19 protein-coding genes are annotated in these 23,657 nt (G+C 51.1%); 9 read left to right on the forward strand and 10 right to left on the reverse strand.

The window, feature by feature from the left end:
- Window positions 1-25: 25 nt before the first annotated feature.
- From IMQ33_RS03725 to ebgR, 3 genes are all read right to left on the reverse strand, one after another.
- A complete protein-coding gene (locus IMQ33_RS03725; RefSeq protein WP_065685941.1) occupies window positions 26-478 on the reverse strand; it encodes a beta-galactosidase subunit beta in 453 nt (150 codons plus the stop codon).
- A gap of 3 nt (window positions 479-481) precedes the next feature.
- Window positions 482-3,553, reverse strand: a complete 3,072-nt coding sequence (gene ebgA, locus IMQ33_RS03730; RefSeq protein ID WP_196062968.1) for a beta-galactosidase subunit alpha — start codon at window positions 3,551-3,553, stop codon at window positions 482-484.
- 345 nt (window positions 3,554-3,898) lie between these two features.
- Window positions 3,899-4,882, reverse strand: a complete 984-nt coding sequence (gene ebgR / locus IMQ33_RS03735) for a transcriptional regulator EbgR (RefSeq protein ID WP_161711977.1) — start codon at window positions 4,880-4,882, stop codon at window positions 3,899-3,901.
- A 255-nt stretch (window positions 4,883-5,137) separates the two neighbouring features.
- Between ebgR and IMQ33_RS03740 the strand changes: the two genes are divergently transcribed.
- The 4 genes from IMQ33_RS03740 to IMQ33_RS03755 all read left to right on the forward strand — a co-directional run bounded on the left by IMQ33_RS03740 (window position 5,138) and on the right by IMQ33_RS03755 (window position 11,572).
- Window positions 5,138-6,229 carry a LacI family DNA-binding transcriptional regulator gene (locus IMQ33_RS03740; RefSeq protein WP_065685944.1) on the forward strand — a complete coding sequence of 364 codons (1,092 nt, stop codon included), beginning with the start codon at window positions 5,138-5,140 and terminating at the stop codon, window positions 6,227-6,229.
- A gap of 142 nt (window positions 6,230-6,371) precedes the next feature.
- Window positions 6,372-9,464 (forward strand): beta-galactosidase, encoded by a 3,093-nt coding sequence (locus IMQ33_RS03745; RefSeq protein WP_196062967.1) that lies wholly within the window; start codon window positions 6,372-6,374, stop codon window positions 9,462-9,464.
- 213 nt (window positions 9,465-9,677) lie between these two features.
- Window positions 9,678-10,940 carry an MFS transporter gene (locus tag IMQ33_RS03750; protein ID WP_196062985.1) on the forward strand — a complete coding sequence of 421 codons (1,263 nt, stop codon included), beginning with the start codon at window positions 9,678-9,680 and terminating at the stop codon, window positions 10,938-10,940.
- A gap of 23 nt (window positions 10,941-10,963) precedes the next feature.
- The gene (locus IMQ33_RS03755; protein ID WP_161712068.1) at window positions 10,964-11,572 is read left to right on the forward strand and encodes a maltose acetyltransferase domain-containing protein; all 609 of its coding nucleotides are present in this window, start codon (window positions 10,964-10,966) and stop codon (window positions 11,570-11,572) included.
- A gap of 156 nt (window positions 11,573-11,728) precedes the next feature.
- On the opposite strand, the gene purB is transcribed toward IMQ33_RS03755, so the two are convergent.
- The 5 genes from purB to rluE form a co-directional block, all read right to left on the reverse strand.
- Complete coding sequence (gene purB / locus IMQ33_RS03760) at window positions 11,729-13,099, reverse strand: adenylosuccinate lyase (protein WP_024529948.1); 1,371 nt, start codon at window positions 13,097-13,099, stop codon at window positions 11,729-11,731.
- 21 nt (window positions 13,100-13,120) lie between these two features.
- Window positions 13,121-13,747 carry a high frequency lysogenization protein HflD gene (gene hflD, locus IMQ33_RS03765; RefSeq protein ID WP_021804670.1) on the reverse strand — a complete coding sequence of 209 codons (627 nt, stop codon included), beginning with the start codon at window positions 13,745-13,747 and terminating at the stop codon, window positions 13,121-13,123.
- 2 nt (window positions 13,748-13,749) lie between these two features.
- Complete coding sequence (mnmA, locus tag IMQ33_RS03770; RefSeq protein ID WP_021178255.1) at window positions 13,750-14,853, reverse strand: tRNA 2-thiouridine(34) synthase MnmA; 1,104 nt, start codon at window positions 14,851-14,853, stop codon at window positions 13,750-13,752.
- Window positions 14,854-14,948: 95 nt separating this feature from the next.
- Window positions 14,949-15,395: an NUDIX hydrolase gene (locus IMQ33_RS03775; RefSeq protein WP_065685947.1), complete on the reverse strand. Its 447-nt coding sequence runs from the start codon at window positions 15,393-15,395 to the stop codon at window positions 14,949-14,951.
- A 9-nt stretch (window positions 15,396-15,404) separates the two neighbouring features.
- The gene (rluE, locus tag IMQ33_RS03780) at window positions 15,405-16,031 is read right to left on the reverse strand and encodes a 23S rRNA pseudouridine(2457) synthase RluE (protein WP_065686209.1); all 627 of its coding nucleotides are present in this window, start codon (window positions 16,029-16,031) and stop codon (window positions 15,405-15,407) included.
- A gap of 140 nt (window positions 16,032-16,171) precedes the next feature.
- Between rluE and icd the strand changes: the two genes are divergently transcribed.
- The 3 genes from icd to IMQ33_RS03795 all read left to right on the forward strand — a co-directional run bounded on the left by icd (window position 16,172) and on the right by IMQ33_RS03795 (window position 18,996).
- Window positions 16,172-17,425 carry an NADP-dependent isocitrate dehydrogenase gene (gene icd, locus IMQ33_RS03785; RefSeq protein ID WP_021804667.1) on the forward strand — a complete coding sequence of 418 codons (1,254 nt, stop codon included), beginning with the start codon at window positions 16,172-16,174 and terminating at the stop codon, window positions 17,423-17,425.
- Window positions 17,426-17,530: 105 nt separating this feature from the next.
- Window positions 17,531-17,875 carry a hypothetical protein gene (locus tag IMQ33_RS03790; protein ID WP_161740295.1) on the forward strand — a complete coding sequence of 115 codons (345 nt, stop codon included), beginning with the start codon at window positions 17,531-17,533 and terminating at the stop codon, window positions 17,873-17,875.
- A 590-nt stretch (window positions 17,876-18,465) separates the two neighbouring features.
- Window positions 18,466-18,996 (forward strand): fimbrial protein, encoded by a 531-nt coding sequence (locus IMQ33_RS03795; protein ID WP_196062966.1) that lies wholly within the window; start codon window positions 18,466-18,468, stop codon window positions 18,994-18,996.
- Between the two features lie 193 nt (window positions 18,997-19,189).
- On the opposite strand, the gene IMQ33_RS03800 is transcribed toward IMQ33_RS03795, so the two are convergent.
- The gene (locus IMQ33_RS03800; RefSeq protein WP_196062965.1) at window positions 19,190-20,212 is read right to left on the reverse strand and encodes an AAA family ATPase; all 1,023 of its coding nucleotides are present in this window, start codon (window positions 20,210-20,212) and stop codon (window positions 19,190-19,192) included.
- Entirely contained in the window at window positions 20,209-20,766 is a 558-nt protein-coding gene (pnuC, locus tag IMQ33_RS03805) for a nicotinamide riboside transporter PnuC (RefSeq protein ID WP_065685952.1), read from the reverse strand. The genes IMQ33_RS03800 and pnuC overlap by 4 nt, the downstream gene beginning before the upstream one ends.
- A gap of 857 nt (window positions 20,767-21,623) precedes the next feature.
- On the opposite strand from pnuC, the gene IMQ33_RS03810 reads away from it, so the two are divergent.
- Entirely contained in the window at window positions 21,624-22,547 is a 924-nt protein-coding gene (locus tag IMQ33_RS03810) for a fimbrial protein (RefSeq protein ID WP_230326857.1), read from the forward strand.
- Window positions 22,548-23,089: 542 nt separating this feature from the next.
- Window positions 23,090-23,635 (forward strand): fimbrial protein, encoded by a 546-nt coding sequence (locus IMQ33_RS03815; RefSeq protein WP_065685954.1) that lies wholly within the window; start codon window positions 23,090-23,092, stop codon window positions 23,633-23,635.
- Window positions 23,636-23,657 lie beyond the last annotated feature (22 nt).

Raw genomic sequence — 23,657 nt, forward strand, 5'->3', positions numbered from 1 at the left:
CCGGTTCGCTTCATAATCAGCAGGATCACTTGTTCAACATGTAGCCATCCTCAATGGTGACCCGCAGCACCACTTTTCTTACCCGGTTATCGCCGTGGAAGCGGTAGGCTTCCTGATTGTCAAAAATCGCCAGTTGCCCGGCACGTAATTCGCAGGTTTGCCCGGTGCCTTGCAGATATTCGCGGTCGGTTTCATCGCGGTAGGCCTCAACGGGGGTGAGGGCTGATTTCTGCGCGAATTCCACCGTTTCGCCGCCCTCGAGGTAGTAATGGATGGTGAAATAGCGACGGTTGCCTTCAAAGGTCGAGTGATTGCAGGTGACGCCGTCTTCAATCATATAGACCAGCGTATCGCCGATGGAGTGCATCACGCCGTCTTTGATATTGGCAATGTTGTCAATGGCTTCCACACAACGGTTCCATTTGCGCCCGTCCCGGTAAACCACTTTGAATTGTTCCAGGTTGTCTATTACGTGCATGGATCAGGCCTCATTGGTGGTTGGAGTGAAGAAGTCATTGGCAAAGTCATGGTTGGCCAGCGTCTGTGCGCTGACGTCACCGGCTTGCAGCGGTATCAGGGTCAGGCCATAGCGGAATGGCGCCATGTAAACCCGGTAGGAGTCGAGGACTTCGCTGCCCCAAGAGTTGGAACCCAGCCCCATCACTTGGTGGTCAAGGTTGAGGGTGATATATCCACTTGGTTGCAGCTCATTGGTATGCTGCGCCTGATGCAGGTTCTGGCTGGTGTACTCCCAGGCGCTGAAATTGATCGGTTGCTGCGGTTTGACCAGCAGGCCGGTACCGTGACGATTGGTGAGCGCAGCCCAGCGCACATGCTGGCGGTTACCGTTGTTTTGTGGGAACGGATAGTGCTCGAACATCTCGGCCAGCGTGGTCTGGTAGATATCGATCAGGTTGGCCTGCTGGCTGTCCTGATAGTTTTCTTCCGGGCCGCGGCCATAGTAGTTCACCCGATCAAAGCCGCCGTTAATGCCGATACCCAGCCCGATGGCCGGGATCACGTACGGGTAATCGCCGTAACGCTCGCCGCTGAGTTCCACGTTGAGCTGGCCTTCGGCATTGATCTGGTAGCGGTAGCAACAGCGCATGCCGAAGTCGAAGACCGGCGGGGCGATGATGCTGGTCACGGTGATTTCAACGCGGCCATTGGCCTGAACGACGTCCAATGTGCGGAAGTGCTCTTGCATGATTTGCAGATGAGCGGGCTCCCACAAGCCTTGATACTCCTGTTTGTGGTTATCGATCATCGGTTTGAAGAAGCTTAACGCCGGAGCAGAGGCGATGATTTCTTCCCCGTTGCTCATCCAGGAGGTCAGCTTGCCGTTCACCTTGGAGAAGGTCAGCGTAAAGTCCTGGCCGCTGATACAGTATGCCAGGCGGCTTTCCGCAACCCGTAGAGGCAGGGCGTTGGGGTTGGTATAGGCTTCTGTTTGCGCAGTGTTCTCTTTGAGCTGGAACTGGTACACCGCGATATCATGATTGGCCGGGCTGTACAGCGTGCTGGAGTTCTTGCGCACGGTGAAGTTCACAAAGGCTTCGCGCTCATCCAGTTCAGGCATTTCAAGGCGGATTTCCCGTGAAGAGTTGGCCGCCAGATCTTTCAGCCGCAGAGGCAGCGTTGCCAGCGTTTCCCCTTCTGCGCGGATTTCGGCGGTGAGGGTGTAATCATCCAGATTGGTGAACCACAGCTTGTTCTCGACCAGGAAGGTGCCAAGGCGAGGCTCAAGCGCACGGATCTTCACCGGCGCGATAACCTGCTTGTACTCCTTCAGGCCTGGCCCTGGGGTTTGATCCGGGAAGATCAGCCCGTCCATGCAGAAGTTGTAGTTGTTCGGATAGTCGCCGAAGTCGCCGCCGTATTTGTAAAACGCCTGGCCTTGCTCATCGTGCGCCAGGATGCCGTGATCGCACCACTCCCAAACGTAGTGGCCCTGAATATGATCGTGCTGGTAAAACACGTTCTGATATTCCGTCAGGCCGCCGGGGCCATTGCCCATGGCGTGCGCGTATTCACAGATGATGCGCGGTTTGGCGTGCGGGTGTTCACCAAACTCGTTCATCAACGGCGCGCGGGTATACATGGTGGAAATGATATCCACCACCTCGGCGTCGCGGTCTTCTTCGTAGTGCACCAGGCGGGTATCGTCGATGGCCTTGGTGGCATGGTACATCGCATGGATGTTGCAACCGTAACCGGACTCATTGCCCAGCGACCACATCACGATCGACGGATGGTTCTTCTGCGCGTGAACGTGGCGCACGATGCGATCGACGAATACTGCTTCCCAGGCCGGATCGTTGGTGATGCGGCTCAGATCGCCCACGTTGGCAAAACCGTGGGTTTCAACGTCGGTTTCGGCCATCACGAACAGCCCGTAAATGTCGCACAGCTCATAAAAGCGCGGGTCGTTAGGGTAATGGGCGGTACGTACCGAGTTGATATTGTGCTGTTTCATCAGGATCAGATCTTTTTCGACGCGATCCATGCCTACCGCACGGCCTTTCAGATGGTCGTTATCATGGCGGTTGACGCCGTGCAGCATCACATACTGGTTGTTGATGTAGAACAGGCCGTCACGCACCTTGATATCGCGGAACCCGACGCGTTGAGGTATCACTTCTAGCACGGTGCCGCTTTGGTCTTTAAGCGTGATATACAGCTGATAGAGATAAGGGTTTTCCGCTGACCAATGGATTGGATAAGCCAGATTGATAGCAAAATGGGTCTGCGTTTGTGCACCTAGGCACTGCTGCGCCAGGAGGTTATCGTTATCAAACAGGGCATACTCGACCACGTAGTCTGCTAGCGGTGCGCCAGACAGGTTTTCGATCTCCAGTGCGCAAGACAGGGTCGCGCTTTGGTAGTCATCGGCAAAATCGGTGCGAACGGTCAGATCCTGTACGTGAACCGGCTCTTTGCCCACCAGATAGACATCGCGAAAAATGCCAGCAGTCCACCACATATCCTGATCTTCAATATAGGTCGAGTCCGCCCACTGCATGACGCGCACGGCGAGCAGGTTTTCCCCGGAGTGCACGTATCCGGAGATATCAAATTCGGCGGTCAGGCGGCTGCCCTTGCTGAAGCCGACATACTGGCCGTTGACGTACACTTCAAAATAGGTCTCGACCCCATCGAATTTGATGATGGTCTGTTTCCCACTCCACTGTTCACCTAGTGTAAAGCTACGTTGGTAAGCGCCAGTTGGGTTGTCTGTCGGCACGAAAGGGACATCGATCGGGAAGGGGAAGCCCTCATCGGTGTATTGCAGGATGCCGTGGCCTTCCATCTGCCACATGTTGGGCACCGTGATCTGGCCCCAGTCAGTCATCTTTTGTGAATAAAAGTCTTCGGGCACCAGCAGCGGGTTGGTGAAGTAGTTAAAGCTCCATTGGCCGCTGAGTGCCATAAAATGGCTGCTGAGGGCGCGCTGAAAGGTTTGGGCACGCTTAAGCGAGTCATATGAGAAGAAGTAGGCGCGGGGGGCCATTCGGTTCTCATGCAGGTGTTGAAAGTTCTCCCAATTATTCACGTCATCTCTCCTAATCTGAATGCTGTAGGTCGCAGTCTTGGCATGGAATGCGTCAATGCTTGGAATGGATTTTAGTAAAATGTTTACTAAAATATAGCCAATAATTTGTTTTACTTTAACTCGATCACGCTTTAAGCCCGATGCGCTGGTGGATCTGTGATCGGGTTAAAAGAAGGGAGAATTGGTGTGGTAGGCGTGGGTTAGTGGCAAAAATTGGCAGATTTCGAGGTAAAAAACCCCGTAATTATTAGTATATTTTACTAATAACCAGGCGTTTGGATGCGAGACAGGTGCTTTAGCGGGCGCACATACGGCGCCCCTACATGGCGAGAATTGAGTCGTCAGTTACTTGGTGGTTTCACGCAGCTTTAACTTGCTGGGCACGTAGACCTGCAGTGGCAGGGCACGACCATCACGGAATTTCTCCAGCAGCAGGTTGACCCCTTGGATCCCCATCATTTCCGAGTGGATACGCACGGTAGAAAGCGGTGGGAAGGTGAAACGCGCGGTCGGGATATCGTTCACGCTGATCAGGGCGATGTCCTGTGGGATTTTCAACCCCAACTCATGAATGCTGCGCAACACCCCAATGGCAATGGAGTCTGAGGCGACAAACAGTGCGGAAGGGTAATCCGTGGTTGCCAGCATCTTTTTCGCCAGCTCATAACCGGAGGCGCTAGAGAAATCGCCACGGTAGATATCTTGCTCGCGGACTACGCCTTTCAGCCGCCCATATTCCACAAAGGCCGCTTCGCGGATATCCGCTTTATTCGGCTCGTCGGCACCGCCGATAAAACCGATGCGTTTGGCTCCGTGCTCAATAAAGAAGTCGATGATCTCTTTGCTGATTTTTGCCAGATCGATATCTACCGAGTCGTATTCGGAACCGGGCTCATTAAAATCAATAAAGCAGATGTTGTCGGTTAACGCTGCGGCCTTACGCAGGATCTCAGGCGCAGGTTTACTGACGATCAGCACGCCGGTGATCTTTTTCAGATCCGGCAGTTGGTTGTTTTTGTAGCAGTTGGTGAGTTCAATCCCCAACCTTTCGCACTGGGTTTCGATGCCGTGACGGATGGAAAGGTAGTAAGGATCGTTGATTTCCATCTCTTGCTTATAGCTGTATAGCGCCAGCACGTGATGTTGCACCACCGCGTTAGTCAGATGCTTTTTGGCACTGCTGGTCTTGTATTCCAGCTTTTCGGCAATTTCCAGAATGCGATGTTTGGTCTCTTCTTTGACGTTGAGCGTGGGATCGTCATTCAAAACCCGGGAGACCGTTGCCAATGAAACTCCTGCTTCGGCCGCGATGTCTTTCAGCGTTGCCATATCTATCCTTATCTCACAGCCTGAACGGCAAACTTCGTTATCTGGCATTGTAAGTGATGTCGGCGAACTTTCATTAGTTTTTAGTAAAAAATAAGGGTTGCGGGATTAACGGGTTCACGTTTTATATGCCCGAAGGCCTGAAATCAATACCTTCAGGCCGTGCCGCCAATAATGCCTGGTTGAATAGCTTCTTAAGCTGCTATGATTAACACTCATTAGCTTGATTTATTTGAATTAATCGACGCGAGAAACTGTATGAAGCCTAAATCTGTCACGCTGAATGACGTCGCCGACTATTCCGGAGTGTCGTATCAAACCGTGTCGCGGGTATTAAATCGTGCTGAACACGTTTCGGGTAAAACCCGCGCGAAGGTCGAGCAAGCAATGGCTGCGTTGAATTACGTACCAAACCGTGTCGCACAGCAACTTGCAGGTAAACAGAGTTTTACGCTAGGGCTGGCGACCACCGAACTAGCGCTGCACGCACCTTCCCAAATCGCTTCGGCAATTAAAACGCAGGCGAACCAGATGGGATTTAACGTGGTGATTTCCATGGTGGAAGATCTTAGCGTTCAGGCCTGTCGCACTGCGATAAATGAGTTGTTGTCGCAGCGGGTGGATGGATTACTGATTAATGTTTCTCTCTGCGCTGAAGATTCTCACGCTATTGAACAAGTTTGTGGCAAGGTGCCTGCGCTGTTTTTGGACGTCGACCCTGATTCTGATGTCTCCAGCATTCTTTTTGATCCCTATGAGGGGGCTCGTCAAGGGGTAGAACATGTCGTTGCTCTTGGGCATCGTGATATAGCACTGATTACCGGGCCGCTGGTCTCGATTTCGGCGCGTTTGCGCTATCAGGGGTGGCTGACTACGTTAGCGGAGTGTCAGTTGAAGCCTTGTTCGGTGCTCCATGGCGATTGGAGTGCGGCTTCCGGTTATCAGCTTGCCGGGCAGATCCTGAGCTTGCCGAAACACCCAACGGCGATATTGGTTGCCAACGATCAAATGGCGTTAGGCGTGCTGCGTGCTCTGCAGGAGTATGGGTTGCAAATTCCGGTGCAAATGTCGGTAGTGGGTTACGATGATACTGAAGACAGTGCTTATTATTACCCCCCGCTGACAACCATTAAGCAGGACTTTCGGATGTTGGGGCAGGAAAGCGTTAAACGCCTGGTTCAGTGCCTGGAAGAGCGACATGTGCCTCATGCCGGTTCTTTGCGTTTGACGACCAGTCTGGTGCAAAGGCATACAACGGCGGTTATGAATCAAGAGAAGGTATCGCTGCAAACTTTATCTCAGGAGTTGCTGCGTATCGCACGCCAAATCTCCGCGCTCGAGGGAAAATAGCCGCCAACGCCAGGGATCGGTTGCGATCCCTGAGCTTAATTTGTGACTGACCTCGCTTTCCCAAGGATATTTGCTTTACACCTCTACGCGTACTGTTCATTTTATTGTTAATTGTGAGCGTATAACATTTTGGAGGGGAAGCATGAACGCATCTCAAACAGGGAAATCACTCAGCGCTGTTTTATCTCGTCGAGACTGGGAAAATCCTGGCTGTACGCAATACCGTCGCCTACCAGCACACCCGCCATTTCAAAGTTGGCGCAATGAGGAAGATGCCAGAGAAGATAGAGCTTCAGCGCAGTCTGTTTCATTAAATGGGACCTGGAAGTTTAGCTATTTTAGTCAGCCAGAACGGGTGCCGGAGACTTGGCTACAGAGCGATCTGGACAACGCTGATGAAATACAGGTGCCGTCAAACTGGCAATTGGCAGGCTATGACGCACCGATTTATACCAACGTCACCTATCCGATCCCGGTTAACCCCCCCTTCGTTCCGGTAGAAAACCCTACGGGATGTTATTCGCTCACATTTAATGTCGATGATGGGTGGCTATCGCAGGGGCAGACCCGGATTATTTTCGACGGTGTCAATTCTGCGTTTTATCTGTGGTGCAATGGTCATTGGGTTGGCTATTCACAAGACAGCCGTTTACCTGCTGAATTCGATCTCAGCGACTTTTTGGTTCCAGGGGAAAACCGGCTGGCGGTGATGGTATTACGCTGGTGCGACGGTAGTTATCTGGAAGATCAGGATATGTGGCGCATGAGCGGGATTTTCCGCGATGTCAGCCTGTTGCATAAACCCGCCACTCATCTGAGCGATATCACTATTACCACGCCATTAAGCGACAGTTTCCGCCGAGGGGAGTTGGTGGTAGAGGTGCGAGCTCATCAGCCACAACAATACCGGGTGCAGGTGCAACTGTGGCGTAAAGATGCCCTGATCGCCGAGAAAATGCAGGACTTCGGCAGCGAGATTATCGATGAGCGCGGCGCTTATGATGAGCGTACGACCCTGCGTTTGTCGGTGGATCAACCCGCCTTGTGGAGTGCAGAGACGCCAGCACTGTATCGTGCAGTGGTCAAGTTGCTCTCCCCAACCGGTGAATTGGTGGAGGCTGAAGCCTATGATGTGGGTTTCCGACAGGTTGAGATCAGCAACGGCTTACTGAAACTTAACGGACAGCCGCTATTGATACGTGGCACCAACCGCCATGAGCACCATCCAGAGCATGGCCAAGTCATGGATGAAGCCACCATGCGTCAGGATATCCTGCTGATGAAGCAGCATAATTTCAACGCTGTGCGCTGTTCCCATTATCCTAACCACCCGCTGTGGTACAAGCTGTGCGATCGCTACGGTCTGTATGTAGTGGATGAGGCTAATATTGAAACCCACGGCATGCGGCCGATGAACCGGCTAAGCAACGATCCGCTCTGGCTACCCGCCATGAGCGAGCGCGTTACGCGCATGGTGCAGCGTGACCGTAACCACGCTTGTATTATCATCTGGTCATTGGGCAATGAATCTGGCCATGGGGGCAACCATGATGCTCTGTACCGCTGGATAAAAAGCGAGGATCCTACCCGTCCGGTACAGTATGAAGGCGGCGGAGCCAACACAGCCGCAACGGATATTATCTGCCCGATGTACGCAAGGGTTGAGCAGGATCAACCCTTCCCAGCGGTACCCAAATGGTCGATCAGCAAGTGGATCGGTTTACCCGACGAACAGCGTCCGCTGATCCTGTGCGAGTACGCCCATGCCATGGGCAATAGCTTTGGCGGTTTTGATCGTTATTGGCAGGCTTTTCGTAAACATCCGCGACTGCAGGGGGGCTTTGTCTGGGACTGGGTCGACCAAGGTCTGACGCGTCTTGCCGATGATGGTCAATCATACTGGGCCTACGGCGGCGACTTCGGTGATATGCCTAATGACCGCCAATTTTGTCTAAACGGGTTGGTATTCCCCGATCGCAGTCCGCACCCGGCACTGTTTGAAGCGCAACGTGCCCAGCAGTTTTATCAATTCCAAATGCTCGAACAGCAGCCGTTAACGATTGAAGTGAACAGTGAGTATTTATTCCGTACCAGCGATAACGAGCGGCTTTATTGGAATGTAGCCTTGGACGGGAAAGCTATTGCACAGGGCGAGATTGAACTGTCATTAGCGGCGCAGGGTACACAGAAAATCGTACTGGGTGACATTCCCGAACTGAAAGAGAGCGGTGAACTGTGGTTGAACGTGGAGGTTCGCCAAATCAAGGCAACAGCATGGTCTGAAGAACATCATCGTTGTGCCTGGGACCAGTGGCGTTTATCTCGACCATTAACCTTACCAACCGACCACAGTGACGTTCAGGCGCAGTCACCTCGGTTGAACGAGCATAATGACGCTTTCAGCATTGAGTGGGGGACACAGCGCTGGCAGTTCAATCGGCAAACCGGTTTGCTTGAGCAGTGGTGGCAGGGTGAAAAAGCCGCTCTATTGACGCCGTTACGCGACAACTTTACCCGTGCACCGCTTGATAATGACATTGGGGTGAGCGATGCCGCCCACATCGATCCTAATGCGTGGGTAGAACGTTGGAAGAGGGCTGGTATGTACGCGCTAGAAACGCGCTTACTGCAATGTGAAGTTGATGCGATTTCCCAAGGCGTGCAGATCTGCACAGCCCATGCTTATACCTACCAAAACAACATCATGTTTATCAGCCGCAAGACCTTTTTGATTAACCGCCTAGGTAAACTGCATATTGATGTCAACGTTGACGTAGCCCATGGAATTCCAGCGCCGGCGCGGATTGGCTTGAGCTGCCAACTTGCGGAGGTTGCTGAACATGCAACGTGGCTGGGGTTAGGCCCACACGAAAACTACCCTGACCGCCAGCTTTCCGCTCAGCTTGGGCGGTGGACGTTACCGCTTTCTGAGCTACATACGCCATACATTTTCCCAACGGAGAATGGATTGCGTTGCAATACTCGGCAACTGAATTTTGGCCACTGGCAGTGGCAGGGGGATTTCCACTTTGGCCTCAGCCAATATGGCCAGCAACAATTGGCTGATACCTCGCATAACCATTTGTTGCGTGCGGAGCAGGGGGTTTGGGTCAATATAGATGGTTTCCATATGGGGGTCGGCGGTGATGACTCATGGAGCCCGAGTGTGAGCCCAGATTTTATCTTGGATGCTGAGCACTATAACTATAAGTTGGTTTGGCAGTACGGCGGATAATACTTATTCATCACAGGATGGATTCTTAGTTGTACTTGTTTACCCCAGTCACATGGTTATCTGTGTGACTGGGGGCGTGGGTTTAGCACCTTCCCGCAACTCGAGTATTTAAAATACAGAAAAGTATCTATCTCCTACCTGATGAAAATATAAATAATGTCGCGTACTTGAGTATGAGCTCAAACGCGCTTGGGTTTTGCACAAGGAGTTCGCATGTACTATTTAAAAAACACTAACTTCTGGATGTTTGGGCTGTTTTTCTTTTTCTACTTCTTCATCATGGGCGCCTATTTTCCGTTTTTCCCTATCTGGCTGCATGACATCAACCAGGTCAGTAAAAGCGATACCGGCATTATCTTTGCCAGCATCTCCTTCTTCTCATTACTGTTTCAGCCGATATTTGGCTTGCTGTCGGATAAGCTGGGGTTGAGAAAACACTTGCTGTGGATAATCACAGGGATGCTGGTGTTGTTTGCGCCGTTCTTTATCTATGTTTTTGGCCCGTTACTACGCACCAATATTGTTTTAGGCTCCATTGCGGGTGGGATTTATCTTGGCTTCATTTATAACGGAGGTGCGCCGGCTATTGAAGCGTATATAGAGAAAGTAAGCCGCCGTAGCTCGTTTGAATTTGGCCGCGCACGTTTATTTGGTTGTGTGGGCTGGGCGTTGTGTGCCTCTGTGGTTGGCATCATGTTTACCATCAACAACGAATTTGTATTCTGGTTAGGCTCTGGTTGTGCCGTGATACTGGCGATCCTGTTACTTATCGCCAAGCCTGAAACCGGCAGTACCGCCCAGGTTGCTGACAAATTGGGCGCTAACACCAAGCCATTTAATTTACGCTTGGCGTTCGAATTATTGAAAGACTCAAAACTGTGGTTTTTAGCCCTGTACGTGGTAGGCGTTTCCTGTACCTATGATGTGTTTGATCAGCAATTCGCCAACTTTTTCACTTCGTTTTTCTCTTCTACCGATCAAGGAACGCGTGTTTTTGGTTATGTCACCACGATGGGGGAGTTGCTGAATGCCTCAATCATGTTTTTTGCACCGCTCATTGTGAATCGTATCGGTGGGAAAAATGCGCTGTTGCTCGCGGGGCTAATCATGTCTGTACGTATTATCGGCTCTTCATTTGCCTCTACGCCGTTAGAAGTGGTTATTCTGAAAACCTTGCATATGTTTGAAATCCCGTTCCTGATCGTCGGCTGTTTTAAATATATCACTTCGGTATTTGAGGTGCGTTTCTCTGCCACTATTTATCTGGTTTGCTTCTGTTTCTTTAAACAATTAGCCATCATGTTTATGTCGGTCTTTGCCGGGAACATGTATGAAAAAGTCGGCTTCCACGGAACCTACCTTATCCTGGGGCTTATTGCGCTAACGTTTACTCTGATATCAGTCTTCACTTTGTCGGGACGTGGGCCGCTGTCAGCTTTTAAACGTGAACCTGAAGCCGTAAGGGATATGGCATAGTCAACGACAAGGATAATGCGATGATGACGCAACGGGAAAAGTTAGCCAGTGGGTGTTTATACACTGATATGGATGAAGGTATGGCAGAAGAGCGCCTGCGCGGAAAAGAATTGGTTTATGACTTTAATCATACGCGGCCTTCAGAGCGGACAAAACGTGAAGCGCTGATCCAACAACTGATGGGAAGGATTGGCAAGAACTTTTGGATTGAGCCGCCACTGCATGTTGCCTATGGTAGCCAGATCGCTATTGGGGATAACTTTTATGCCAACTTTAATCTGGTTGTGGTGGACGACGGTAAGGTCCAGATTGGCGATAATGTGATGATTGCACCGAATGTCACGATATCTACCACGGGGCACCCGGTGGATCCTGCGGTGCGGATTACCGGCCAGCAGTTTTCTTTGCCCGTAACCCTTGAAGATAATGTCTGGATTGGGAGTGGGGTCATCATTAACCCTGGCGTTACCATTGGTCGTAACAGCGTTATTGGTGCTGGAAGCGTGGTGACCAAGGATGTGCCTGCAGACGTGGTTGCTGTGGGCGTTCCCTGCCGCGTACTAAGACCAATCGGTGAGCACGATCGAGTTTTCTACCATAAAGGGCGGCGTTTCACAGATAGCTCACTATAAAACGGCAAGATAATCTTTTCGCTGCGTAGGGTCGCTGATCTTGCCGGCTTGTTGTTTCATAGGTGATCCGGCTGTGGGATCAGGTTCAGCTCGGTTAAAGTTTACCCGCCCTTGGGCGGGTAACTAAAGAGCCTTTAAAGATATAAGGGAAGACGCTTACTTCAGCTCGTCAACCATGGTGGTGGCGCGGCCAATATAGTTAGCTGGCGTCATGGCTTTCAGGCGGGTTTTCTCGTCTTCTGGCAGTTCCAGGCTATCGATAAAGGTTTGCATACCTGCCGCATCCACGCGTTTGCCACGGGTCAGTTCTTTCAGCTTCTCATACGGTTTTTCGATGCCGTAGCGGCGCATCACGGTCTGGATCGGCTCGGCCAGCACTTCCCAGTTGTGATCCAGCTCATCCAGCAGGTGCGCGCGGTTCACTTCCAGCTTGCTGATGCCTTTCATGGTGGCCTGATAGGCAATCAGCGCATAGCCTAGGCCCACGCCCAGATTACGCAGCACCGTGGAGTCCGTCAGGTCACGCTGCCAGCGGGAAACCGGCAGTTTGCTAGCCAGATGGCCCAGTACCGCGTTAGCCAGGCCCAGGTTGCCTTCGGAGTTCTCGAAGTCGATCGGGTTAACCTTGTGCGGCATGGTGGAAGAACCGATCTCACCAGCAATGGTTTTTTGCTTGAAGTGGTTCAGGGCGATGTAACCCCAGATATCACGGTCAAAGTCGATCAGGATGGTATTGAAACGCGCCACGCAGTCGAACAGCTCGGCGATATAGTCATGCGGCTCGATCTGGGTGGTGTACGGGTTCCAGGTCACCCCCAGCGAAGTGACAAACTCTTCGCTGAAACGGTGCCAGTCCACTTCCGGATAGGCCACGATGTGGGCATTGTAGTTGCCCACCGCGCCGTTGATTTTACCGAGGATCTCAACGCGCTCTAACTGGCGATATTGACGCTCCATCCGGTAGGCCACGTTGGCAAACTCTTTACCCACGGTAGACGGGGTAGCGGGTTGACCATGGGTACGGGACAGCAGGGGAATATCGCGATATTCCAGCGCCAGCCCTTTGATGGATTCGATGATCTTGCGCCAGTGCGGCAACACCACATCCTGACGCGCGGTGTGCAGCATCAGCGCGTGGGACAGGTTGTTGATGTCTTCAGAGGTACAGGCGAAGTGGATAAACTCGGACACGGCGTGCAGAGCGGGTACCGCTTCCACTTTCTCTTTCAGGAAGTATTCCACCGCTTTCACATCGTGGTTGGTGGTGCGCTCGATGGTCTTGATGCGCTGGGCGTCTTCTTCACTGAATTCTGCGACGATCTTATCAAGGTAAGCGTTTGCGTCGGCGTCAAAAGCGGGAACTTCTTTGATCTCTGCGCAAGCGGCCAGTTTTTGCAGCCAACGTACTTCAACCTGCACGCGGAATTTCAGCAAGCCATACTCGCTGAAAATGGTGCGCAGTGCGCTGACTTTATCACCGTAGCGTCCATCAATGGGGGAAACGGCGGTCAGTGAGGATAATTCCATCGGTAGCAACTCCTGGGAAGTTTAACAATGAGCAACGATATTTTGCGCCTGCTTGAGCAGACGATTACGGGAAAACATTAACTGCAGGCGGCTACCGCCAACCTGCTGCCACAGCACGGCGGCACGAATACCGGCGAGCAGGGTGGCACGAACCTTGGCCTGCACCTGCGGATTTTGCAAGATGGCGGGTGAACCTGTTACCTGAATACGCGGCCCTAATGGTGCCACGACATCGACATAGATACCGGCCAGGGCGCTGATGATGGTATCTGAACCCAGTTCATAATGCGCCAACTGACGCTCTAACTGGCTCAAGCGCTCGCCGAGCGTATTCATCGCCGTTTTGTTGGCGTTCAGCTTGCGCTCCAGCACCATCAGGCTGATGGTGTAGCGGGTCAGCTCGGCAGCCGGGCCTTTGTTATTGGCGTTGAGTACGCCAATCAAGGTTTCCAGCCCCATCTTCAGGTTACGCTCTTCGCCGCCGAACACCGCCAGGGTAGAAGGGGGATCCATCTGCAACAGGCTGTTGAGTGAGGTGTGGAAGGCTTCGCCATCCATTTGCCCTTCGTGCGCCAACTGCTGTACCAGACGGGCAGCTTGGCTAATCCCGGCCATGGCCAGCGTGATGTCGTAATAATTCTTCGCCACGGTTACTCCTGTATACGCTGTTCAATAATGCCGCCGCCCAGGCAGATATCGCCCTGATAAAACACGGCGGACTGGCCTGGGGTGACGGCTGCGACCGGCTCGTCGAAGCGGACTTCGATGCGCTCGGCATCTAGCGGCGTCACGGTGCAGGGAATATCCTGCTGGCGATAACGGGTTTTAACCGTACAGCGCAGAGGTTGTGTCAACGGCAGGCGATCCACCCAATGCAACTGCTGGGCGATCAGGCCGATAGACATCAGGCGCGGATGTTCGTGGCCTTGAGCGACCACCAGAATATTGTTGGCGACGTCTTTATCTACCACGTACCACGGATCTTCGCTGCTGTCTTTCATACCGCCGATGCCCAAGCCTTTACGCTGGCCGAGGGTGTGGTACATCAAGCCCTGGTGCTCGCCGATGGTTTGGCCGTCGACGCTAACGATTGGGCCTGGCTGTGCTGGCAGATAGCGGCCCAGGAAGTCGCGGAATTTACGTTCGCCGATAAAGCAGATACCGGTGGAGTCTTTTTTCTTGGCGGTAACCAGTTCCAGTTGCTCCGCAATGCGGCGTACCTCTGGCTTTTCCAACTCACCGACCGGGAACAGGCTTTGTGCGACCTGCTCGTGGCTCAGGGTATACAGGAAATAGCTTTGGTCTTTGTTACCGTCGACGCCGCGCAGCAGGCGGCTTTTGCCATCCACGTCCTGGCGGCGGACATAGTGACCGGTAGCGATAAAATCCGCCCCTAGATCTTCAGCCGCAAACTCCAGGAACGCTTTGAATTTGATTTCTTTATTGCACAGGATATCCGGGTTAGGGGTACGGCCTGCCTTGTACTCTTCAAGGAACAGCTCGAACACGTTGTCCCAGTATTCCGCTGCGAAGTTCACCGTATGCAGCTCGATGCCCAGCTTGTCGCAGACGGCTTGCGCATCGGCCAAATCGGTGGCGGCCGAGCAGTATTCCTCGTCGTCGTCTTCTTCCCAGTTCTTCATGAACAACCCAGCGACCTGATAGCCCTGTTGTTGTAACAGATAGGCGGTAACGGAAGAGTCGACGCCGCCGGACATTCCGACGATCACTTTTTTCTGGCTGTTGTCTGACATGGGGATCTCACGAACTTGAACACGTACTGTGCGATAAAAAACAAGCGCAGGATTTTACCACGTTGGCCGCCTGCGCGCACGGCCCTTATTTGCCGTTAAAGCGGCCAGTTAAAGCTGGCAACCAGCGACAACGGGTAGCGTTCCGGCTGCTGATAACAACGGATCGTCTCGGCCACCAGCGGTGAACGCAGGTTTTCAGCCTCCAGGATCTGCTCGGCGGTCAGCCACAGACAGCGGTCGATGTCATCGTCTTGCGGCTCGGTGGGCAGCGGCTGCTCCAGCTCAATCACAAAGCAGAAGCGCAAAAACGGCGTGCGGTCTGGCGCGATCCACTGATGCATCCGCAGAAAAGACTGCGGCGTGGAGCGGATGCCGGTTTCTTCCCACAACTCGCGCTCGGCGGCCTGGACCAGCGTTTCATCCGCTTCGAGATGGCCGGCCGGTTGATTCCACAGGGCTTTACCGTTGATGGTTTCTTCGACCACCAAAAATTTACCGGCGGCATGAACCACGCAGGCAACGGTGACGTGCGGCTTAAACATGGCGGTTCCTTATAGTGAATCGACGGTCTGCCATTCCCCAGGTTGCAAGCTCCCCAGGGAAAGATTGCCCATACTGTAACGAATCAGGCGCAGGGTAGGGAAGCCGATATGTGCCGTCATGCGACGCACCTGGCGGTTTCGGCCCTCGTAGAGCGTGATTTTCAGCCAACTGGTGGGGATGGTCTTGCGTTCGCGGATGGGTGGAGTACGTGGCCATAACCATTCTGGTTCTTCGACCAGCTCCGCTCCGGCGGGCAGGGTTGGCCCATCGGTCAGCGTAACGCCAAGGCGCAATGCAGCCAGATCGCTCTCCTGGGGTTCGCCTTCCACCTGCACATAATAAATCTTACCGGTGCGTTTGCCAGGCTGGGTTAGCTGCGCCTGTAGCTTTCCGTCGTTGGTCAGCACCAGTAAGCCTTCGCTGTCGCGATCGAGTCGCCCGGCGGCATAAACATCGCTGAAAGGAATGAATTTTTTCAGGGTGACGCGGCCGGCTTCGTCGGTAAACTGTGGTAACACATCAAAGGGTTTGTTGAAGATAACCACTCGCCGCGGCGCCTGGGATTTCTGGCGTGCTGCGGGTTTACTGCGGCTGAATCGTTTAACTTGGTGATTTTTAACAGAGAATTTAGTCATGGTCTTTGCGATTTCGAATGTTAAGCGCATTATAGCCTAATCCGTTTCGGATTGGCGCGAGCTGAATATTCAAGTAGTATTGACACGCATCTTACAAAGCATTAACAAAAATTGCGCTTGAAGACAGAAAGGAGAGGTTGATGGAAAGCAAAGTAGTTGTTCCGGCAGAAGGTAAAAAGATTACGGTTGATGCCCAGGGTAAACTGGTTGTTCCGCATAACCCTATCATCCCGTTCATCGAAGGTGACGGTATTGGCGTTGACGTTACTCCTGCCATGATCCACGTGGTGGATGCAGCGGTTAAAAAGGCCTACCACGGCGAACGTAAAATCTCCTGGATGGAAATCTATACCGGTGAAAAATCCACCCACGTTTACGGGAAAGACGTGTGGCTGCCGGAAGAAACACTGGAACTCATTCGTGACTACCGCGTAGCGATCAAAGGCCCACTGACTACGCCAGTGGGTGGCGGTATTCGTTCTCTGAACGTGGCACTGCGCCAGCAGCTCGATCTGTACGTGTGTCTGCGCCCGGTGCGTTATTACCAGGGCACACCAAGCCCGGTTAAGCAGCCTGAGCTGACCGATATGGTGATTTTCCGTGAAAACGCCGAAGACATCTATGCCGGTATCGAATGGAAAGCGGGTTCTGCAGAAGCCGACAAAGTGATCAAGTTCCTGCGTGACGAAATGGGCGTGAAGAAGATCCGTTTCCCAGAGCAGTGCGGTATTGGCGTTAAGCCTTGTTCCGAAGAAGGCACCAAACGCCTGGTTCGTGCGGCCATCGAATATGCGATCACCAACGATCGTGATTCAGTGACGCTGGTTCACAAAGGCAACATCATGAAGTTCACCGAAGGTGCCTTCAAGGATTGGGGCTACGAACTGGCACGTGAAGAGTTCGGTGGTGAACTGATCGACGGCGGCCCATGGCTGAAAATCAAAAACCCGAACACCGGTAAAGAGATCGTGGTTAAAGACGTGATCGCCGACGCCTTCCTGCAACAAATCCTGCTGCGCCCGGCTGAATACGACGTGATCGCCTGTATGAACCTGAACGGTGACTACATCTCCGACGCCCTGGCAGCTCAGGTTGGCGGTATTGGTATTGCCCCTGGTGCCAACATCGGTTCCGACTGTGCGCTGTTTGAAGCTACCCACGGCACTGCACCTAAGTATGCTGGCCAGGACAAAGTGAACCCAGGTTCCATCATCCTGTCCGCTGAGATGATGCTGCGTCATATGGGCTGGTTCGAAGCTGCTGACTTAATCGTAAAGGGCATGGAAGGCGCTATCGCTGCTAAGACCGTGACTTACGATTTCGAACGCCTGATGGAAGGTGCTAAACTGCTGAAATGTTCAGAGTTTGGTGACGCTATCGTTAAACATATGTAAGTGTGTTTTAGCGTTGAATGATAACGGGAACCTGATGGTTCCCGTTTGTTTTTCTGTTAACAATATCCTGATACTATTCGGTCAAAATACTAAAAGGATATGGATATGAAGAAACTACTTCTGACGTTAGGGGTGATAACTATCACGGGGTGCGTCAACCCCTACACTTATAGAGAAGATCAAGAGATTGTTGCCTCTTTTACGACATCTAACGGAGTTCAGGAGACGCAGGAATGTATCTTGGTTGCGTGGCAAAGTAAGTTAACCGGGGGCGGGCCTGTTTCATCACAGAAAACAGGGAAGTATTACAGCATTATTTCGATAGCGGATAATGCAGATGTCTATAGTGATGGCGGTATAACCAAGATTGATTTCTACTCGCTGAGAGGTTCACTGGATCCGTGGCGAGGAGTAAAAAAAAGAACAGAAGGAATAAAATCCTGCCTATAACCACCTTCTGGTGGTTTTTTTACGCTTGGAGAAAAGCTTGAGTGACATTGCAAGAGTTGCTCGGCGTGTCGATACCAGCGACTTGCAGAGTGGAAACAGTGACTGGATAAATTCCAGCAAAAAAACAACCGGGGCAGTTGGTGCCCCTCACTGCTACAAAAATGAGCCTTTAAACGTTCTCCTCTATTATCAATTAAATCCGGCTAGCATTGAAGTTGGTATTTTGACCTTGTGGATTTAGTCATTTCAAAACCTGTTGGTAAAAAGAAAATGGTCACGAATCTACGTTAGCCGTTGTGTCACTCTACTAGTAACATATAAGAATGGAGTGGTAAATTCAATTATGATGATGGTCATGAGTGAACTATGTTCAGCAAGTGGATACACCAATAGCCGCGACTGCCCTCAATAAATATTTCCCCCAACGTTTTAGGTTGTACAAAATCGACTAAAAAACGCACGAAACTAGGCTGGATTAAATTAATTTTTGCCTGTCGCTGACACAACGTAAATGAATTTTAATTTTCTGATGAAATGCGATTATTGACATGCGCATTCGGTGCAATTGTTTTTTAATAAGGGATTTTATTATGAAAGTTAAAAACTTGTTCGCTGTACTATTTTTAACAACCTTCGCTTTTAGCTCGGCGGCGATGGCCGAAGGTAGTGGAAGAATGACTGTGTCAGGCAGCATTATTAAGACGCAAACATCTTGCGCTATAGCACCTGAGTCCATTGACCAGACGGTTACGTTAGGGCAGGTGGCCGATGCCGCACTGCTTGAAAACAATGGCTCTGGAAAGTCGGTTCCGCAACATTTCAATATTCGAATGGAAGATTGTGAAGTTTCTGGCGGTAATAGTGTAACCGTTACTTTCGTTGGCGCGGAAGGAAAGGATGGTCGTCTTGGTATTACAGGTACGGCTAGCGGTGCCAGTGTTGCATTGATCGACGGGGCAGGAAATGTGCTTGAACTGGGAAAGCCCAGCAAAAATTTTTCGCTCCAGAATGGTAATAACACCCTTCCTTTTACCGTTTACCTTCAGGGAGATGGTGTGCCGGGAAATATTCAAGCGGGTGATTATCAGGCTGCAGCTGGTTTCATGCTGAATTTCCAATAAATCAAAAATTCACTATTGAATATCGGGAGCCTGATGGCTCCCGTTCTTTGTGTCCCCGACGAGGCGGGCTAAACCATCGAACTGAAGGAAGCTTAGGAAGTCAGAGATGCGCAGCGTAAACGAAAAAATAAAGCAGATTTTTATACTATCGTGATAGTCCAGCTAACAGTGTCTTTGTAGTAACATTCTGTGTTCAAATAATCGAAACCTTAGAGGGAGAAAGATGATCAAGTATCTGCTCTACTCGCTGTGTCACACTGCCAGTAACGTATAAAAAGGGAATGCCACGTCTGGTCAACTCTTCGATATACCATTGCTGTTGTCGTTGACGGAATGACTCATCCTGGCGTGTGCCATCCTGGTGGAAAGCGAAATCGTCAGCACAAAGCACGACTGTGTCATAATGTCGGCAGGCTAACTCCTCCAATGCTGGGTCTGCACTACCAAACATGGCCAACGAGTAAAATAACGTTGTCAGCGGTGAAGTATCACAAACTAAATAGCGATTTGGGCATGCAGTCATCTCCCATAAGGTCTGGGTATGTGCAATATGCAGCATGTCTTCGAAAATCAGATGTCCCTTTCTTTGTTCCCATCGTTCGCGGCCATACTCACAGATTGACACAGTGTCCAGTGCAGTAGCTAATGCGATACTCAAGGTACTCTTGCCCGTAGATTCCCCGCCCAGGATACAGATGCGGTGAACAAAATGGGCGTACACTTCCGGTGCCATCAGGTGTCGATATTGATGAATGTCTGATCGAATCAGTGTTCCCGACACGGCTCCGGGCCCTAGCTCGCGCCTCAGACGTACATGTGAAACCTGCCGTTGAAAACGTTTGCTAAGCACCTGAGCGAATCCTGAGCCATAATCTTCGGCAGTGAATACGGCTTCAGGAATTATGTTTAGGTGCTGTAGGCACAATGAGGCGACGAAATGGCGGTGTGAATCGTCATCGCCTTCATTATGAGGCATCTGGCCAATGCCCCAAGCTAAAGCGTCCTTGGGTTCTATCACCAGAATGTGTGCTTGTGGAAAACGGGTCTGTAGATAGGCCTGCCGTCTAGCAGGGCCGAAGCCGGGGAGTTCAGGTAAGGAATAACTGATAATGACCAGCTTCTCGCATGCATCAAGTGCGGTGTTAATCAGTATTTCATGGCCATGATGTAATGGTGCAAACTTGCCCACGATCAGCCCAGTAGCAAAGCGTTTCATCTTGCTTTCAGCTCCTGACGCCATTGATAAAGGCCGTACCAGGCATTACACCAGAAGATGAGATAGAGGATCGCCGTGATGTAAAGCTCACGTGAAGCGTAAAGCGGTACCGCAATAGTATTTACCAGCAACCACACATACCAGTTCTCGATCCTTCTCCCCATCAGCATAAACTGCGCCATGATACTGAATGTCATGATCAAGGAGTCGAGCCAGGGAGACCAGGCGTTGGTATAAGTGTGAAGCACGTAGGCATAACAAGAGGATACCAGCAAGGCTGCCAGGGCAAAACCGCCAAGCAACCACCCTGAGGTTTTACGGATATGGATTGCCTTACCTTGATTGCCAGTTAGCCAGTTCACCCAACCTGCGATGCTACTGGCAATGAAAAATAGCTGAAGTGTGACATCGGCATAGAGCTGAACAGAGAAAAATACCCACCCGTAGAGTAGGCAACCAATAATGCCTATCCACCAAGTATGAACATTATTACGGGCAGCCATCCATACTGAAGCGGCGTAAGTGCTACTCGCAGCTATTTCAATCAAAGACATTGATATTTATTCCTTTAAACACAGCTAGTTCACCAACGTAGCAAGTTGGCTATTGGATAATCTTGGTCTCCCGGTAGGAGACGACAAAGCTGCAATATAAGGGAGTATTTGGGCAGCTAAGTCAACATTGGTGATCTGATTTATGGGCTTTAGACACTTCAAAAATAGCGCAGACTAAGAATCGGTTGCATAAAAACGAGTGCTGCATATTGGAGGAGCGCAGCTATATGGGAAGGTTTGAAACCTACCTTATGCTGAAGGAGTCACCGCTGCCGGCACCGTGATCAGCAATGTAGTCTATTCTAATCAGTATCAATAGTGAGTTGTTGAAGGGGACTCATCCCTTTTTAACTCCCGTTGGGCCAGGAGTTTTGATGAAGCTTTTTCTCAAAATATGGCGCGTCAGATTGGCACTTTTTCCGGTTCTGTCGCATTGAAAAGGCTTTATCTTCGTTGCTTGGTTGCGGCTGCTTACTCAACGTGACGGGTTTCGTTAATGTCAGCTTGAAAGCCACGACTCGCAGCGAATATGGTGGTCTTAAACTAGCTTGGCATCGGGTTCTGACATTGAAAATGACAAACGTAGTGCGCCTTTAGCGCCAGAGGTAAAAATGAAGGGGATAATACAAGGTACGATCGGATTGCTTTTGCTCATGTCCGCCAGCAATAGTGCTTGGGCTGCTGTAGTCTGTTCACCGATGAATGGCTCCCCACGTACCGATAATGTGACTCTGTCTCCTTCAGCGATCTCGGCGGGGAGTGATCTTCCAGTCGGAACGGTGATTTATCAGGGCCGATGGTTGAGTGGTGCTACCGGCCTCTCGGTGATGTCTTGTGACTCGCCGACGGATACCTCAATGTGGCTTAACATTGCGTGGATCGTTGAGCTGGCGCCTCTTCCCCTCGCCAACTGGGCGGGTAGTCCTTTCGGTGGCGCTGTCTATCAGACCAATATCCCTGGGGTAGGAATTGCCATCTCCCGCAATAATAATGGCGATGCAGCCATATTAGGCAAACCTAACTATCAGTTTCCGGCGGATGTGAACAGCCTGGTGACAGGGGGATCCTATAAACCATTTCTTTCAAACAGAACGATCTATGTAACGTTGATCAAAATTGGTGCGATTACACCGGGTAGTTACACCCTTAATGCGACCACACTACCAACTGCCGCACTCTCGGTTGTGAATCCGATAAATTATCCGGCGACAACCGGGCTTCCTATTAAAGCGTACATTATCAAGTTTCAGGGGCAGTTAACGGTATCAGCCCAGACCTGCACTACGCCAGATGTGAATGTTAATCTGGGGAGTTACGACACGCGGCAATACTTTACCAGACAGGGGGCAACCACTCCGTGGGTTGATGCTTCGATCACCTTGACCAACTGCCCAACCTTCTATGGTTATTATAATGCCGCCAACAGTACATTAATGTTTGATTATTCTATCGGCTCCGGGCAGGTAGCCAACTCAACCAATAATAGTATTGGCGTGCGACTGACCCCGACGACTTCGGTGATTGATGCTGCCAATGGGATTATGGCTATTGACTCTACGGTACCCGGTGCAGCATCGGGGGTGGGGATACAGCTCGGTTGGGGAAATAGCAGCCAAACGCCGACGCTGTTTAACTTTGCGGCAGAGCAGTCAGTAACGCTACCAAAAGACGGTAGCCCGACAATTCGTGTTCCATTGGCTGCCCGTTATATTCAAACCGCTTCTGGGACTTCGCCAGGCAAGGCGAACGGCAAAGTCACGTTTACAATTAACTATTACTGATTAATGAAAGACCCTACGGGTAAGCGAAGCTATCGATGTATCGCTGCCAAAACCCCTCAATGTTGTACCTTTCTGTTATATATCAATGGGATTATTGTTTTTCTTATATGGCGTTTCAGTGCTGTTAGAACAATTAAGAAATGCGTTTTTTTATATAAGAATTTCATGTAACTTATTGATTAATATTCATATAAGTGGTTTTTTTATGCGTTTTATACTACTTCACTCAGAATATTCTGTATTCGGCGGTAATATTTATTCCAACAGCAAAGCAGTATGCAGTACCGGACGGATGGTTCGTGATAGGTAAGGGATAAAGGTACGCTGAAAGGCTTTCAACAAGGAGCTGCCGTTCATTGATATCTTGTGAATGTAGTTTGTCTTCATTTAATTTGATAACGCCAGTTATTGCCCTGCATTTTAAATGCTGTGTTATTGCCGACATATACTCGCCATATTTATAGAGTTATGTACTGCACAAAGATATCTACCCTCCGTGGGTAACCTAATAGTTTAATGACGCAAGGTAAATAGGAATAAACATGAAAAACTTAACAATCGTAGCTTCCCTGGTTGCAGTATTTGGTTCTGTGGGTCTGGCTCAGGCCGCTTCTACCGGTACCATCACCTTCAACGGTGAACTGACCGCCAACACCTGTGATGTCGTAGTCGATGGTCAGACGGCAGACGCCACTGTCGTGCTGCCAACCGTCGGCACCAGCCAGTTGAATGGCGCGACCCAAACCGCAGGTGAAACAGGTTTCGTGATGGCACTGAACAACTGTTCAGGCACACTGCAGACCGCCTCAGCCTTCTTTGAAGCGGGTGCTTCGGTAGATTCCGTGACCGGGCGTCTGAAAAACCTGACTGGCACGGCTTCCAACGTCAGTCTGCAACTGCTGGACGCGTCCAGCTCGTCTCGGGCAGTGATCGAGGCCGGTAACGCGAACCAGGTGACCAACACCACTTATCAAGATGTTACCAGCGGTAGCGCTACCCTGCCTTATGCAGTGCGTTATTATGCCGAAGGAGCCACTACTGCTGGCACTGTGATCAGCAATGTAGTCTATTCTATTCAGTATCAATAAGCAGTTTTCGAAGGGGGAGTCG

It is taken from the genome of Serratia sp. Res13-Sevr-LER1-36-b (genome assembly GCF_015673035.1).
GTDB lineage: Bacteria > Pseudomonadota > Gammaproteobacteria > Enterobacterales > Enterobacteriaceae > Chania > Chania fonticola_C.